The organism is Streptomyces sp. RK9 (genome assembly GCF_045070545.1).
GTDB classification, from domain to species: Bacteria; Actinomycetota; Actinomycetes; order Streptomycetales; family Streptomycetaceae; genus Streptomyces; species Streptomyces alboflavus.
Genome location: NZ_CP173703.1, coordinates 3,480,720 through 3,495,810, shown reverse-complemented (window position 1 = coordinate 3,495,810; position 15,091 = coordinate 3,480,720). Strand labels below are relative to the sequence as shown.

Sequence of the window (15,091 nt, the reverse complement as noted above, 5' to 3'; positions counted from 1 at the left end):
CGACAGGTCGGGCTACGCGACCAGCGGTTCCGCGAGCAGCACCACACCCAGCGCCGAGAGCACCACGCCGGTGCCGCCCTCGATCGCCCGGGCCACGACCGGTCGGCGCAGCCAGCGGCCGAGCCGGTCCACGAGCAGCGCGACGGCCGGGAACCACAGCAGCGCGAAGGCCACGACGATCGTGGCGAGCAGCAGCGTGCGGGGCATCGCGGGGCTCCCCTCGGGCACGAACTGAGGCAGCACGCTCAGGAACGTCAGGGACGCCTTGGGGTTGAGGGCGTTGGTGAGGAAGCCCTCGCGCAGGCCGCCGCCACGCCCGCCGCCGGGGTCCTGCACGGCCGTCACCCCCTCGGGCCGCTCCCCCACCGCCCCCACCGCCTCCACCCCGGGCGGCCGCACCGCCGATCGCAGCGCCCGCACCCCCAGGTACAGCACATAACCGCCACCCACCACCTGCAGCGCGCGGAACAGCGCGGGCACCGCCGCGAGCACGGCCGCGACGCCCGCGACGGCGAGCGCCGTGTGCACCAGGAGTCCCGCCGCGATGCCGAGCGCACACAGGACTCCGGCGCGGCGGGAGGCGAGCGCGTTGCGTACGACGACGGTGAAGTCGGCGCCGGGCATGGCGACCATGCCTGCGGCGACGCCGGTGAAGGCGACCAGTTGAGCGTCCATGACGGCCACTGTGCCGTGAGTCAGCCTTCAGCAGGTATGTGAGATCTTCTGCGTCTTCCTTAAGCATCTGTTTATGCTGGGCTCCCCGTAAGATCCGGCGGCGGTCCCGGAAGGCCGGGGCCGGGGCGTTCGCGTACCGCCGCAGGACCGCGGTCCACAGCCACAGGAAGAGGCACGTCATGTACGACCCGACGCGGCTCGCGGCGCTCGTGGCGGTCTCCGAAGCCGGTTCCATCACCCGCGCCGCCGAACGGCTCGGCTATACGGTGCCCGCGCTCTCCCAGCAGCTCGCCAAGCTGGAGCGGGAGGCGGGCGCGGCCCTGCTGGTGCGGCACCACCGGGGTGCCCGGCTCACCGGCGCGGGCGAGCTGCTCCTGGCGCGCGCCCGCCGGGTCCTGGACGAGATGGAGCTGGCCCGGCACGAGCTGGCGCAGCTCGTGGGCCTCGGGGGCGGGCGGCTGCGGGTCGCCACGTTCACGACGGCGGGCATCCATCTGCTGCCGCCCGCGCTCACCGCGTTCCGCAGGGCGCATCCGGACGTCGAGCTGACGGTCACCGGCCACGAACCACCCCTGGGTGTGGCCGCGGTGGCGGCGGGGGACGCCGATGTGGCCCTGACGCACACGTACGAACCCGCGGAGCTGCCCGCGCCGCCCGCGTCGGTCACCCTGGAGCCGGTCCTCGTCGAGGAGTTGGTGCTCGTGACGGCGCCGGGGCACGCGCTGACGGCGGGCACCGGGCGGCTTCCGCTCGGGGAGCTCGCCGGTCAGCCCCTGATCAGCATGGCGCCGGCGCATCCGGCGCGCCATGGGGTGGAGGCGGCGCTCGCGCGGGCGGGGGCGGCGCCCGCGGTGCTCGTGGAGACGCCGGACTACGCCCTGGTGTGCGCGATGGTCAGCGCGGGTCTCGGCGCCGCGGTGGTCCCGGAGATGGTGGCCCGCACGGCGGCGACCCCGGTCGGCTTCCGGCCGTTGGAGCCGGGGGAGCTGCGGCGCACCATCTGGGTCTGCCATCGCACGGACGAGTCGAGCCCGGCCGCGGACACGTTCCGGGCCCTGCTGCGGGGGACGTTCGGCCGCTCGGCCACCTGACCGCGAGACGTCAACTCTGGACCGGCACCGACCACGGCAGGGTGATCCAGACCGTCTTGCCGCCCTCCGCCGTCGGACAGATCGAGAGTCTGCCGCCGCACTCGGCGGTGAGCCAGCGGATGATGACCATGCCGCGGCCGTTGTCCTGCTGGACGGCGGCGGGCAGGCGCCGGGGGAAGCGCGGGTGGCTGTCGGTGACGCCGATGCGCAGCCGCTCGTCCCGGTCGAGCTGCACGTCCACGGTGAAGGTCGGGGACTGGCCGAGGGTGTGCTGGACGGCGTTCGTGGCGAGTTCGGAGACGATGAGCCGCACCGTGTCGGCGACGTCGGCGTCGGCCGGCAGGCCCCACTCCGACAACGTGTCCGCCACATACCTGCGGGCGGCTGCGACCGAGACAGGATCGCTCGGCAGAGTGACTGATACTTCCTGGAGGTCTGCCATGGCGACACTGTCCCTTTCCCACCGGGACCGGACTCCGACTCGTGGCGGAAGAACTCGAGGACAGTCCCGGAACTGGTGCTTCGCGCCAGAGTGCCACTCCTGGGCCGGTGACGCGCGGCGATCCACCGAGATGTGCATATATCTGTCGCTCGAAGCGGTGAACTCTGCGACGGCAGACCGTATTTGGGCGCAACACTGGCGCTTCCTCTACAGTCTCCCGCTGTCCCGTACGGTTGGCGCGGACGTCCGGAAGGAGACGGACATGCAGTACGGTCCCGCGGTGCGGCGCCGCAAGCTCGGCGCGGAGTTGCGCGCGCTGCGCGGGCAGGCCGGACTCACCAGCGGTGAGGCGGCGGCCCGGGTCGGCTGGCACCAGTCGAAGGTGAGCCGCATCGAGACCGGGCGCTCCGGGGTGCGCGCCTCGGACGTGCGGCTGCTCCTCGAGGCGTACGAGGTCGACGATCCGCAGTTGCGCGAGCTCCTGGTCGTGCTCGCGGGCGGGGAGGACGAGAACGGGCGGCCGCACTGGTGGCACGCCTACCGCGGTCTGCTGCCTCCGGCGTACCGCGACTTCATCAGTCTGGAATCACAGGCCTGCCGGGTGCGCACCCTGGAGACCACTGTGGTCCCCGGTCTGCTGCAGACGCCGGACTACGCCCGCGCGGTGACACGTGCCGCGCTCGGCGGGCTGCCCGAGGAACAGGTGAGGGCCCTGGTGCAGGTGCGTCTGGCGCGCCAGGACGTGCTGCGCAGCGAGCCGCCGCTGCGACTGAGCGTGATCCTCGACGAGGCGGTGCTCCGGCGTCAGATCGGCGGTCCCGAGGTCCTCGCCGGGCAGTTGCGGCGGCTTCTCGAGGCGGCGCGCCTTCCTCAAGTGCGAATCCAGGTGCTGCCGTTCGTCTCCGGCGAGCACATCGGCCTCATCGGACCTTTCGTTATTCTCTCCTTTCCGAACATTTCTGATCTGGATGTGGTTGTTCTCGACCACTTGACGAGTAGCCTCTACCTCGAACGGAAAGAAGACCTTCAGGCGTACACCGACGCCTTCAACTCTCTTCAGGGACAGGCGCTTTCCGTTCAGGATTCAATGGATTTCATCGCCGGGTTAGGTGACGGCGCGTAAGGAGGCACCATGACTGCACTGCCTCGGTCCGTTCCCTCCAGCACGTCTCTCAGGGACGCGCGGTGGCGGCGCAGCAGCCGCAGCAATGGAATGAACAACTGCGTGGAAACAGCGCCGCTCGGCTCCGGACCGCTCGCCGGTCTGTTCGCCGTGCGCGACTCGAAGGACACGGCGGGCCCAGCCGTGCTCTTCTCCCCTGCCGCCTGGGAGGACTTCGTCGACGCCCTTCGATGAAGCCCGGGTGAGAGCGCCGGACCCTGGACCCAGGTCTCAGGTGCCAGATCTCAGGAGTCAGGGTGCGGTGCGGCTGATCGTGGCGACGGCTTCGGCGACCTGTGCGTCGCTCAGGTCGGCACGTGCGGTCAGCCGCAACCGTGAGACGCCGTCGGGAACCGACGGCGGGCGGAAACAGCCGACGGCCAGACCCTCGTGGCGGCAGTCGGCCGCCCAGCGCACCGCTGCTTCCGGCGACGGCGCGCGCACGGAGACGACGGCGGCGTCGGGACGTACCGCCGAAAGCCCTTCCTCGGTCAGGAGTTCGTGCAGCTTCGCGGCCACCGCCCGCGCGCGGGCCGCCCGTTCCGGCTCGCGGCGCAGCAGGCGCAGGGCGGCGAGCGCCGAGCCCGCGGCGGCCGGGGCGAGCCCGGTGTCGAAGATGAGGGTCCGGGCCGCGTTGACCAGGTGCGCGATGACCTTGGCCGGGCCGAGGACGGCCCCGCCCTGGCTGCCGAGCGACTTCGACAGGGTGACCGTGACCACGGTGTCGGCGCTCCCCGCGAGCCCGGCGGCGTGCGGCGCGCCACGGCCGCCGTCCCCGAGCACCCCGAGCCCGTGCGCGTCGTCGACGAGCAGGCCCGCCCCGGCCTCGCGGCAGACGGCGGCGAGCTCGGACAGCGGCGTCGCGTCCCCGTCGACGGAGAACACCGAGTCGGTCACCACGACCGCGGGTCCCTCGTGCGTGCCGAGCGCCTTGCGCACAGCGGCCGGGTCGGAGTGCGGCACCACCTGGGTCGTGCCGCGGGCGAGGCGGCAGCCGTCGATCAGGGAGGCGTGGTTGCCCGCGTCGGAGACGATCAGCGAGCCGTGCGGGGCGAGCGCGGTGACGGCGGCCAGGTTCGCCGCGTAGCCGGAGGACAGGACGAGGGCCGCCTCGAAGCCACAGAAGTCGGCCAGCTCACGTTCCAGTTCGGCGTGCAGTTCGGTGGTGCCGGTCACCAGGCGGGAGCCCGTGGCGCCCGCGCCCCAGCGCCCGGCCGCGGCCGCCGCGGCGGCGGTGACCTCCGGGTGGCGGGTCAGTCCCAGGTAGTCGTTCCCGGCGAGGTCGAGCAGATGGGATTCGGCCGGGCGCGGGCGCAGCGTGCGCACCAGGCCCGCCTGGGCACGCAGCCGCGCCTGCTCGTCGATCCAGTCGAACGGCGAGCCAGCCATGGGACCTCCGGGGCATCACGGGTCGACGTACGTGCCGTGCTCGGACGGGACGTACGGACCGGGGTGTTTGTAGACAGTGCACAGACCCTAGCGGCCGCACCACCGGGCCATGGTGTGGCAATACCCACACCTCCCGATGCTTCTGTTGTACGGAATCTCCATGGTCAGAAAGTCCGGCGTGCGTCAGGATCGGCGCCATGGATCTGCTCAACACGCTGGTGGACAAGGGGCTTCGGCGGGAACTGCCGAGCCGTGACGAGGCGCTCGCTGTGCTCGCGACCTCCGACGAGGACCTGCTCGACGTGGTGGCGGCGGCCGGAAAGGTGCGGCGCCACTGGTTCGGCCGACGGGTGAAACTCAACTATCTGGTCAACCTCAAGTCGGGTCTGTGCCCGGAGGACTGCTCGTACTGCTCGCAGCGGCTCGGCGCGGAGACCGGGATCCTCAAGTACACCTGGCTGAAGCCGGACGAGGCGTCCAAGGCGGCGGCGGCCGGGCTCGCCGGGGGCGCCAAGCGGGTCTGCCTGGTGGCGAGCGGGCGCGGGCCCACGGACCGGGACGTCGACCGGGTCTCCGACACCATCAAGACGATCAAGGAGCAGAACGAGGGCGTCGAGGTCTGCGCCTGCCTCGGCCTGCTCTCCGACGGCCAGGCCGAGCGCCTGCGCGGCGCCGGCGCGGACGCCTACAACCACAACCTCAACACGTCCGAGGCGACGTACGGCGACATCACCAAGACGCACACCTACGCCGACCGTGTCGACACCGTGCAGAAGGCGCACGCGGCCGGGCTCTCCGCCTGCTCGGGCCTGATCTCGGGCATGGGCGAGACGGACGAGGACCTGGTCGACGTCGTCTTCGCGCTGCGCGATCTGGACGCGGACTCCGTGCCGGTGAACTTCCTGATCCCCTTCGAGGGCACCCCGCTCGCCAAGGAGTGGAACCTCACGCCGCAGCGCTGCCTGCGCATCCTCGCCATGGTCCGGTTCGTCTGCCCGGACATCGAGGTCCGCATCGCAGGCGGCCGCGAGCTGCACCTGCGCACGCTCCAGCCGCTCGCCCTGCACCTCGCCAACTCGATCTTCCTCGGCGACTACCTGACCAGTGAGGGCCAGGCGGGCAAGGCCGACCTGGAGATGATCGCGGACGCCGGGTTCGAGGTGGAGACCACGGACCAGGTGACGCTGCCGGAGCACCGCAGGGGCGGTGGGTGCGGCTCGGTCTGCGGCTCCCAGGACGCCGCCGCCGACACCGCAGTCGAGGCTCCCGCCGGGACCGCGAAGCCCGCCGCGAACACCGAGGCTCCCGCCGCGCCGGGCCCGCGCACGGACCTGGTGGCGGTACGCCGCCGCGGCGCCGGAACGGACGTGGCGCCCAATGCCTGACGCGTCCACGGCGTCCGGCCTGGACGTCAAGGAGATCCTCGACCTCGACCGGGCGCACGTCTGGCACCCCTACGGCCCGATGCCCGGCCGCCAGGACCCGCTGGTCGTGGAGTCCGCGCACGGGGTGCGGCTGCGCGTCGCGGGCGTCGGCGAGCTGGTCGACGGCATGTCGTCGTGGTGGTCGGCCATCCACGGCTACAACCACCCCGTCCTGAACGACGCGGTGCGCGAGCAGTTGGACAGCATGAGCCACGTCATGTTCGGCGGGCTCACGCACGAGCCCGCCGTCCGGCTCGCGAAGCGACTTGTCGACCTCACGCCGGACGGCCTGGAGCACGTCTTCCTCTCCGACTCCGGTTCGGTGTCCGTCGAGGTCGCCGTCAAGATGTGCCTCCAGCACTGGCGTTCCCTCGGCAGGCCCGAGAAGCGCCGGATGCTGACCTGGCGCGGCGGCTACCACGGCGACACCTGGCAGCCCATGGCCGTGTGCGACCCCGACGGCGGCATGCACAGCCTGTGGCAGGGCGTGCTCCCCCAGCAGGTGTTCGCGGACCAGCCACCGGCGGGCTTCGACGCCTACGACGAGGCGTACGCCCAGCATCTGCACGACGTGATCGGACAGCACGCCCACGAGCTCGCGGGTGTCATCGTCGAGCCGGTGGTGCAGGGCGCGGGCGGCATGCGCTTCCACTCCCCCCGTTATCTGCGCGCGCTGCGCGAGGCGTGCGACGCGCACGACGTGCTGCTCGTCTTCGACGAGATCGCGACGGGCTTCGGCCGCACGGGCGCGCTGTTCGCGGCGGACCACGCGGGCGTCACGCCGGATGTGATGTGCCTCGGCAAGTCCCTGACCGGCGGCTATCTGACGATGGCGGCGACGCTGTGCACGGCGCGGGTCGCGTCGGGCATCGCGCGGGGCGAGGTGCCGGTGCTCGCGCACGGGCCGACGTTCATGGGCAATCCGCTCGCCGCGGCGGTCGCCAACGCCTCCATCGACCTGCTGCTCGGCAAGGACTGGCAGACGGACGTCAAGCGCGTCGAGACCGGCCTGCGGGCGGCGCTCGCCCCGGCCGCCGAGCTGCCCTTCGTCCGTGACGTGCGCGTCCTCGGCGCGCTCGGCGTCGTGCAGCTCGACCATCAGGTCGACATGGAAGCGGCGACGAGCGCCGTGGTGCGCGAGGGCGTGTGGGTGCGGCCGTTCCGCGACCTCATCTACACGATGCCGCCGTTCGTCACGGGCGACGCGGACGTGGCGCAGATCGGCCGCGCGGTGTGCGCGGCGGCGCAGGCGAGCGGGGAGGTCTCGGCGTGAGCGTGCTCGTGGTGTCCGGTACGGGCACGGAGATCGGCAAGACCGTGACGACGGCGGCCGTCGCCGCGGTGGCCCTCGCGGCCGGGCGCAGCGTCGCCGTCCTCAAGCCGGCGCAGACCGGCGTCGGCCCCGGGGACCCGGGCGATGTCGACGAGGTGCTGCGGCTCGCGGGCGACCGGGTGACCCCGGTGGAGCTGGCGCGCTTCCCCGAGCCCCTCGCGCCCTCGACGGCCGCGCGCCGTGCGGGCCTTCCGACGGTGTCGCCCGCCGAGGTGGCCGAGGCCGCGGAGAAGCTGGCGGTGTCGCACGACCTGGTCCTGATCGAGGGGGCCGGGGGGCTGCTCGTCCGCTTCGACGAGGCGGGCACGACCCTCGCGGACGCGGCCCGGCTCCTCGCCGCCCCCGTCCTGATCGTGGCCACCGCGGGCCTGGGCACCCTCAACATGTCCACGCTCACCACCGAGGCCCTGCACGCCCGCGGCCTCACCCCCGAGGGCATCGTCATCGGCAGCTGGCCCACCACCCCCGACCTCGCGTCCCGCTGCAACCTGGCCGAACTGGCCGACGCGGCGGGGGCGCCCTTGCTCGGCGCGATCCCCGAGGGGGCGGGTTCCCTGCCGGCTCCGGAGTTCCGGGCGGCGGCCGGGGGCTGGCTGGGACCGGGGCTCGGCGGGAGCTGGGCCGGGCCGGGGGCCTTGTCAGGGGTGTGAGCCAGGTGCGGGATCGGGTTCTCGCCCCGGTGAATCAGGGGTGTCCCCGTGGAGCGGGGGTGTCCCCGGGGGGACGGCCCGATCCCGCACATGACAGCCGGGCCGGACCATTTCAGCCCGTCCGGCGATTGAGGACGAGCGCGAAGCGCGATCGACGCCCACCCCGGCGCAGCCGAGGGCAGCCCCGACCCCCGGGGCCTGGGGCGAGAGCCCCAGTTTCGGGAAGGGGCGGGTTTGGGGAAGAAACCCCCACCCACCCTTGGAGGCACCATGCCGCCCTCCGCCCGCCCCGCCCCGCGCGACGCGGTCCACCACCCCCTCTTCGCCCGCTTCTACGCCCGCCTCAGCGTCTCCGCGGAACCGGCCATCGCCCCGCACCGCAAGGAACTCCTGCGGGGCGTCGAGGGCCGCGTCATCGAGGTGGGCGCGGGCAACGGCCTGAACTTCGCGCACTACCCGAGCAGCGTCGCCGAGGTGGTCGCGATCGAGCCGGAGAGCGTCCTGCGCCGCCTGGCCGTGTCGGCGGCGCTGCGCGCGGACGTCCCCGTGGACGTGGTGCCGGGCGCCGCGGAGGCCCTGCCGGTGAAGAGCGAGGCGTTCGACTTCGCGGTGGCGTCGCTGGTGCTGTGCAGCGTGCGGGACGTGCCGAGGGCGCTCGGGGAGCTGCGCCGGGTGCTGCGTCCTGGCGGTGAGCTGAGGTTCTTCGAGCACGGCCGGGCGCCGGGCGGCGCGATGGCGACGGCGCAGCGTGTCCTCGACCGCACGGTGTGGCCGCGGCTGTTCGGCGGCTGCCACGTCAGCAGGGACACGGTGGGCGCGCTGCGTGCGGCGGGGTTCGAGGTGGGGTCGTACCGCGCGATCGTGGTGCCCGAGCGCGGCCCGAAGTTCCCCACGTCGTACTGCGTCCTGGGTTCGGCGCGCCGCCCCGCGGAGGACGGGGCGGCGGGCTGAAGCGCCGGTCAGATCGGCTGTGCGAGGTTCACCGCGTTGCCGTCGGGGTCCTGGATGTGGGCGACGCGCTGCCCCCACGGCATGTCGTTGGCGGGGCCGCGCACCGTGCCGCCGAGGGCTTCGACGCGCGTGAGGAGTTCGTCGACGTCGTCCACGGTCACGCTCAGGAGCGAGCGCTGCGGGGTGCCCCGCTCGACGTTCTTGTCGGCGACGATGCCGAGGTCGGACTCCTTGACCCGCAGGTTCAGGAAGAAGACGGGGCCCTCGTCCGGCACGCGTTCGGTCTCCTCGGCGCCGAGGAGACCCGTGTAGAAGGCGACGAGGCGGTCCAGGTCGGGGGTGATCAGCATCGGCTGGATGGTGGCGGGCATGGCGGGGTCCTCCTGGTGGTCGCGACCGGTTGCCTCATGCTGACCGGCGGACGGGCCACAACTCATCGGCCGCGCGCCGCGCGATGTCGCACCGCGCCCGCGTCACCTCACCGGCCGACCGCACCGGATCACAGGCTCCACTGCCGCAGCTCACGCGCTATGTCGTGCACGCTCGCCCCGTCCTCCTTGATGAGGCGGGCCAGATCCCGCACCTGCTCGGGCGAGGTCACGACCTTCACGCCGCTGGCGACGAGGTAGGCGTAGGCGACCGAGGAGGCGAAGAGCGCGTTGGAGCGTTCGAGGGCGGGCAGGTGCAGCAGGAGCTGGAGGAGGGCGGCGGCGCGGTCGTGCGGACCTTCGTAGACGGGAACGCCGAAGATCTCCGCGTGGTGACGGGCGACGGCGGCCACCAGGGCGCCCCAGTCGGTCACTTGTGGATCACCCGGCGTCTTGTGCTCGGCGACCATCAGGAGCCAGGCGAGGTCGATTCTGAGGTTCAAGGGTCAGCGACGACCCTCGCGCTCCGCGCCGAACTCCTCGGCGAAGACGGTCTCGTACTGCTTCATGAAGTCGGCGGCGGCCTCCACGAACGTGTGGCCGAGCTCGCCCGCGTCCTGTTTGACCAGCTCTTCGATGTAGCGATTCACGCTCACGCCGCGGGCCATGGCGCGTTCGCGCGCGGCCCGGGCGGTGTCCTCGTCCACCCGCACGTTCAGCTGAGTCTTCGCCATGTCCACAAGCTAGCGCCGATCCGCTAGCACCGGCAAGAGGTACCGGGCCCGGAGGGTCAGGTGCCCCTTACACGCTCCTCACTCATCGACCTGCGAGGGATACCAGCCAGCCGCTCCGACCCTTTACTCTTCGCTGGCATACGCGAGTTGGGACGGCCACGACCCGGGAGGCGGCCTTGTCCACACCTGCTTCGACACCGCACACGGAGCGCGCCGAGCCCTCCGGATCCGCGGCCCGCGCGCGCGGGCTCACGAAGGCGTACGGCTCGGGCGAGACGGCCGTGCTCGCCCTGGACGCGGTCGACGTGGACATCGCGCGGCAGCGCTTCACCGCCGTGATGGGTCCTTCCGGTTCCGGCAAGTCCACGCTGATGCACACCCTCGCCGGGCTCGACTCGGTCTCGGCGGGCCAGGTGTGGCTCGGCGACACCGAGATCACCGGACTCAAGGAGCGGGAGCTGACCCGGCTCAGGCGGGACCGGATCGGCTTCATGTTCCAGTCGTTCAACCTCATCCCGACGCTGAACGCGCGCGAGAACATCACCCTGCCCATGGACATCGCGGGGCAGCGCCCCGACGCCGAGTGGCTGGAACACGTCATCGACACGCTCGGCCTGCGCGACCGCCTCCGGCACCGGCCCGCGCAGCTCTCCGGCGGGCAACAGCAGCGCGTGGCGTGCGCGCGTGCGCTGGCCTCCCGCCCCGAGCTGATCTTCGCCGACGAACCGACCGGCAACCTCGACTCGCGGGCCGGGCTCGAAGTCCTCGGGTTCCTGCGCGAGGCGGTGGACTCGCTGGGCCAGACGGTGGTGATGGTGACCCACGACCCGGGCGCCGCCGCCCACTCCGACCTGGTGCTCTTCCTCGCGGACGGCCGGATCGTGGACGAGATGGCCCGGCCCACGGCGGAGGGCGTCCTGGAGCGGATGAAGCGGTTCGACGTCCTGCACGGCGCGGGCGCCGACACGGCCGACGGGACGACGGACATCACCGGACCACCCGGCCCCGCCGCGCCCCCGGCCGAACCCGCCGGCGACGCGCCCGCCGACCCCCTCGCGAAACCCACCCGCGACGACCCGTCCCCCAAGGACTGAGGCGGCACCGTGCTGAAGGCCACCCTCCGCAGCTTCCTCGCGCACAAGGGCAGGCTCGCCCTGTCCGCGCTCGCCGTGATCCTCTCCGTGGCGTTCGTCGCGGGCAGCCTGATCTTCTCGGACACCGTCGCCCGCACCTTCGACCGGCTCTTCGCGTCCACGTCCGCCGACCTCTCCGTCGGGCCCAAGGACGACCTCGACGAGAGCGTGCCGACGGGCCGGACCCCGACCGTGCCCGCCGACCTCGCCGAGCGGGTCGCGAAGGTCGACGGCGTCGCGGCCACGCACGTCGACGCGACCGTGGAGAACATCACCGTCGTCGACCGCGACAACGACCCCGTCGGCCCCACCACGGGCGCGCCCACCGTCGCCGGCAACTGGTACGAGACCGAGCGCTCCCCCGTGGAGATCACCTCGGGCCGGGCGCCGCGCGCCGCCGGGGAAGCCATGATCGACGCGGACACGGCCGACAAGAAGGACGTGGAGATCGGGGACACGCTCAAGATCCTTGCCGCCCCGGGCTCGTTCGAGACGAAGGTCGTCGGCGTCGTCACGTTCACGACCACCAACCCCGGCGCCGCGCTCGTCTTCGTGGACACCCCGACCGCGCAGACCAAGCTGCTCGGCGGCGCGAACCGCGCGACCAGCATCTCCGTCGACGCCGCGCCGGGCGTCAGCGACACCGAGCTGAAGCGCCGCGTGGCCGCGGACCTGGGCAGCCGCTACGACCTGGAGACCGCGGACGAGCAGGCCGAGTCCGCCGCGTCCGAGCTCGGCGGCTTCCTGGACGTCATCAAGTACGTGATGCTCGGCTTCGCCGGGGTCGCCGTCCTCGTCGGCATCTTCCTGATCGTCAACACCTTCTCCATGCTCATCGCGCAGCGCACCCGCGAGCTGGGCCTGCTGCGCGCGCTCGGCGCCGACCGCAGGCAGGTGCGCCGCTCCGTGCTCATCGAGGCGGTGCTGCTCGGCGTGGTCGGCTCCACCCTCGGGCTCGCCGCCGGGATCGGGCTCGCCGCCGGACTCATCGAGCTGATGGGCCTGTTCGGCATGAACCTCAAGTCCACGGAGATGGTGATCGCCTGGCCGACGCCCGTCGCGTCGTACGTCGTCGGGGTGGGTGTCACCTTCCTCGCCGCGTACCTCCCGGCGCGCCGGGCCGCGCAGGTCTCGCCGATGGCCGCGCTCGCGGACGCCGAGATCGCGGGCGTGGGGCGGCCGCTCCGGGTGCGGGCGATCGTGGGCTCGGTCGTGGCTGCGGGCGGCGCTGCGGCGCTCGTGGGGTGCGCGACCTCGTCCGACACCTCCACGTCGGCCTCGCTGCTCGGGCTCGGCGTGGTCCTCAGCCTCCTCGCCACGGTCATCGCGGGCCCGCTCCTGGTGCGGCCGGTGATCCGGGTGCTCGGCGGCGCCTTCCCCGCCGTCTACGGCTCCGTGGGCCGCATGAGCCAGCGCAACGCCCTGCGCAACCCGCGCCGCACCGGCGCCACCGCGGCCGCGCTCATGGTCGGGCTCGCCCTGGTCGGCGGCCTCTCCGTGGCCAGCGCCTCCATGACCAAGTCGTTCGACGACCAGATCGACAAGACGCTCGGTGCGGACTTCGTCGTACAGAACAACGCGTTCATGCCGTTCCCGACCGAGGTCACCAAGAAGGTGGAAGCGACCGACGGCACCGGGCTCGTCGTGCGCAGCCGCTTCACGCCCCTGAAACTGCGGATGCCGGACGGCAGGACCGTGGAGACGACGGCGGCCGGGTTCGGCAATCAGCTCGACGAGGTCGTGAAGACCACGTACACGCAAGGGAGTTCGGCGCGGGCCCTCGCCCCCGACCGGCTCGCCATGGACCGGGACTACGCCAAGGACCATGACGTGCGCGTCGGTTCGGTGCTGCCCGTGGAGTTCCCCGGCGAGCGCAAGGTGGAGCTGACGGTGGCCGCGCTCACCGACAACGAGGGCCCCGAGGGTCCCGGCATGCAGGGCGGGCTGTTCATGGGGCTCGGCACGCTGGAGAAGTACGTGCCCGACGGCCAGGACTCCGCCGTCTACGTCAACACGGCGCCCGGCACGGACGCGGAGGCGCTGCGCGACCGGCTCGACACCGCGCTCGACCCGTACCCGCAGGTGCAGGTGCGCGACCAGGCGGACTACAAGAAGCTGATCCGCGAACAGATCGCCGTGATGCTCTACCTCGTGTACGCGCTCCTCGGCCTCGCGATCGTCATCGCGGTGCTCGGCGTGGTCAACACCCTTGCCCTGTCGGTCGTCGAGCGCACCCGGGAGATCGGGCTGCTGCGCGCGATCGGGCTCGCGCGACGGCAGCTGCGGCGGATGATCCGGCTGGAGTCGGTGGTGATCGCGGTGTTCGGCGCGGTGCTCGGGCTCGCGCTCGGCCTGGTGTGGGGCGTTTCGATGCACCAGGTCCTGGAGCTGCAGGGCCTGAAGGCGTTCGCGGTGCCGTGGTCGACGCTGGTGGCGGTCGTGATCGGGTCGGTGGTGGTCGGGATCGTGGCGGCGCTGCTGCCCGCGCTGCGGGCGTCGCGGATGAACGTGCTGGAGGCGATCGCGCACGAGTGAGGGGGCGTCGGGCCGCGCGGGGTCGGGGTGCGCGTCGGCCCGTGCGGGGCCGGAATGCGGTGGCTCGCGGGCGCGGGCGGGTGGTGGAATCGGGTCTCGCTCCCGTGTCGCCGTGTCCCGCCCGCTCCCGTACCACGTCCCGCTCACTCCCGTACCTTCAAGGAGAGTTCATGTCTCACCGGCCCTTCCGCTTCGGCGTCAACATGGTCGAGCCGAGCCCGCGCGCGCAGTGGCGGGCCAAGTGCCGCACGGCGGAACAGCTCGGCTACGACGTGATCCTCGTGCCCGACCACCTGGGCATGGCCGCGCCGTTCCCGGCCCTCGTCGCCGCCGCGGAGGCCACCGAGCGGCCCCGGGTCGGCACCTTCGTCCTCAACGCCGGCTTCTGGAACCCGACCCTGCTCGCCCGCGAGGTCGCCACCACGGACCTGCTCACGGACGGCCGCCTCGAACTGGGCCTCGGCACCGGCTATGTGCGCGCCGAGCACGACGCGGCCGGGCTGCCGTGGGGGTCGCCGGGCGAGCGCGTGGACCATCTGCGGCACACCGTCGAGACGCTGGACCGGCACTTCGCCGAGGCCGGGTTCGTGCCCAAGCCGGGCCAGACGCCCCGGCCGCCGCTGCTCATCGGCGGCAACGGCGAGAAGATGCTGCGGCTGACGGCCGAGCACGCGGACATCGCCGCGTTCACGGGGGCGCGGTCGGTGCCGGGCCGCACGGACGGCAAGATGCTCCACCTGACGGCCGAGGAGATGGACGAGCGGGTCGCCTCCTACCGGCGGCACGCGGCCGGGCGGCACGCGGCCGCCGAGCTGAACCTGCTGATCCAGCTGGTCGACATCACCGACGACCGGCGCGCCAAGGCCCGCGAGGTCGCCGACTTCGTCCCGCATCTGTCCGTCGACGCCGCCCTGGACGTACCGATCCTGCTCATGGGCACGGTCCGCCAGATCGCCGACCAGCTGCGCGCTCAGCGGGAGCGGTACGGCTTCTCGTACATCACGGTCCTTGAGCCGTACTTCGAGGTGTTCGGGCCGGTCATCGAGGAGCTGCGGGGCGAGTGACGCGGGCGCACCGACACCTCAGCGGCACGGCATGGTAACAGTGAGTTACGTGGAGCGCAGAGTTTTGCCGATCCTTTAACATGGGTCCACCACTCGAATCCCGACGGAAAGGTGTGAGCGTCCGCCCATGGGCGAGCCTC

16 protein-coding genes are annotated in these 15,091 nt (G+C 72.5%); 10 read left to right on the top strand and 6 right to left on the bottom strand.

Annotation, left to right across the window (positions count from 1 at the left end; genetic code table 11):
- Positions 1-12: 12 nt before the first annotated feature.
- Positions 13-675, bottom strand: a complete 663-nt coding sequence (locus AB6L24_RS14410; protein WP_405655557.1) for a LysE family translocator — start codon at positions 673-675, stop codon at positions 13-15.
- Between the two features lie 179 nt (positions 676-854).
- Here AB6L24_RS14410 and AB6L24_RS14405 point away from each other — a divergent pair, with 179 nt between their 5' ends.
- Entirely contained in the window at positions 855-1,766 is a 912-nt protein-coding gene (locus tag AB6L24_RS14405; protein WP_405655556.1) for a LysR family transcriptional regulator, read from the top strand.
- A gap of 10 nt (positions 1,767-1,776) precedes the next feature.
- On the opposite strand, the gene AB6L24_RS14400 is transcribed toward AB6L24_RS14405, so the two are convergent.
- Positions 1,777-2,208 carry an ATP-binding protein gene (locus tag AB6L24_RS14400; protein WP_030358738.1) on the bottom strand — a complete coding sequence of 144 codons (432 nt, stop codon included), beginning with the start codon at positions 2,206-2,208 and terminating at the stop codon, positions 1,777-1,779.
- Positions 2,209-2,470: 262 nt separating this feature from the next.
- Between AB6L24_RS14400 and AB6L24_RS14395 the strand changes: the two genes are divergently transcribed.
- Positions 2,471-3,331: a helix-turn-helix domain-containing protein gene (locus AB6L24_RS14395; protein ID WP_405655554.1), complete on the top strand. Its 861-nt coding sequence runs from the start codon at positions 2,471-2,473 to the stop codon at positions 3,329-3,331.
- Positions 3,332-3,340: 9 nt separating this feature from the next.
- A complete protein-coding gene (locus tag AB6L24_RS14390) occupies positions 3,341-3,565 on the top strand; it encodes a DUF397 domain-containing protein (protein WP_405655552.1) in 225 nt (74 codons plus the stop codon).
- Positions 3,566-3,622: 57 nt separating this feature from the next.
- Here the strand turns inward: AB6L24_RS14390 and AB6L24_RS14385 are convergent, their stop codons facing one another.
- Positions 3,623-4,759 carry an 8-amino-7-oxononanoate synthase gene (locus AB6L24_RS14385; RefSeq protein WP_405655551.1) on the bottom strand — a complete coding sequence of 379 codons (1,137 nt, stop codon included), beginning with the start codon at positions 4,757-4,759 and terminating at the stop codon, positions 3,623-3,625.
- Between the two features lie 197 nt (positions 4,760-4,956).
- Here AB6L24_RS14385 and bioB point away from each other — a divergent pair, with 197 nt between their 5' ends.
- The 4 genes from bioB to AB6L24_RS14365 all read left to right on the top strand — a co-directional run bounded on the left by bioB (position 4,957) and on the right by AB6L24_RS14365 (position 9,117).
- Positions 4,957-6,144, top strand: a complete 1,188-nt coding sequence (gene bioB / locus AB6L24_RS14380; RefSeq protein WP_405655549.1) for a biotin synthase BioB — start codon at positions 4,957-4,959, stop codon at positions 6,142-6,144.
- The gene (locus tag AB6L24_RS14375) at positions 6,137-7,456 is read left to right on the top strand and encodes an adenosylmethionine--8-amino-7-oxononanoate transaminase (protein WP_405655547.1); all 1,320 of its coding nucleotides are present in this window, start codon (positions 6,137-6,139) and stop codon (positions 7,454-7,456) included. Before bioB ends, AB6L24_RS14375 begins: the two co-directional genes overlap by 8 nt.
- Entirely contained in the window at positions 7,453-8,166 is a 714-nt protein-coding gene (bioD, locus tag AB6L24_RS14370) for a dethiobiotin synthase (RefSeq protein ID WP_405655545.1), read from the top strand. Before AB6L24_RS14375 ends, bioD begins: the two co-directional genes overlap by 4 nt.
- A gap of 270 nt (positions 8,167-8,436) precedes the next feature.
- Entirely contained in the window at positions 8,437-9,117 is a 681-nt protein-coding gene (locus AB6L24_RS14365) for a class I SAM-dependent methyltransferase (protein ID WP_405655544.1), read from the top strand.
- A gap of 8 nt (positions 9,118-9,125) precedes the next feature.
- Here AB6L24_RS14365 and AB6L24_RS14360 read toward each other — a convergent pair whose 3' ends face one another.
- The 3 genes from AB6L24_RS14360 to AB6L24_RS14350 all read right to left on the bottom strand — a co-directional run bounded on the left by AB6L24_RS14360 (position 9,126) and on the right by AB6L24_RS14350 (position 10,219).
- A complete protein-coding gene (locus tag AB6L24_RS14360; protein ID WP_405655542.1) occupies positions 9,126-9,488 on the bottom strand; it encodes a VOC family protein in 363 nt (120 codons plus the stop codon).
- A gap of 128 nt (positions 9,489-9,616) precedes the next feature.
- Complete coding sequence (locus tag AB6L24_RS14355; protein WP_063750494.1) at positions 9,617-9,955, bottom strand: hypothetical protein; 339 nt, start codon at positions 9,953-9,955, stop codon at positions 9,617-9,619.
- A 36-nt stretch (positions 9,956-9,991) separates the two neighbouring features.
- A complete protein-coding gene (locus tag AB6L24_RS14350) occupies positions 9,992-10,219 on the bottom strand; it encodes a toxin-antitoxin system HicB family antitoxin (protein WP_030358728.1) in 228 nt (75 codons plus the stop codon).
- Positions 10,220-10,395: 176 nt separating this feature from the next.
- Between AB6L24_RS14350 and AB6L24_RS14345 the strand changes: the two genes are divergently transcribed.
- The 3 genes from AB6L24_RS14345 to AB6L24_RS14335 all read left to right on the top strand — a co-directional run bounded on the left by AB6L24_RS14345 (position 10,396) and on the right by AB6L24_RS14335 (position 14,951).
- A complete protein-coding gene (locus AB6L24_RS14345) occupies positions 10,396-11,313 on the top strand; it encodes an ABC transporter ATP-binding protein (protein WP_405655539.1) in 918 nt (305 codons plus the stop codon).
- Positions 11,314-11,322: 9 nt separating this feature from the next.
- The gene (locus AB6L24_RS14340; RefSeq protein ID WP_405655537.1) at positions 11,323-13,887 is read left to right on the top strand and encodes an ABC transporter permease; all 2,565 of its coding nucleotides are present in this window, start codon (positions 11,323-11,325) and stop codon (positions 13,885-13,887) included.
- Positions 13,888-14,057: 170 nt separating this feature from the next.
- Positions 14,058-14,951, top strand: coding sequence for an LLM class F420-dependent oxidoreductase (locus AB6L24_RS14335; protein WP_405655535.1), 894 nt, complete (start codon positions 14,058-14,060; stop codon positions 14,949-14,951).
- Positions 14,952-15,091 lie beyond the last annotated feature (140 nt).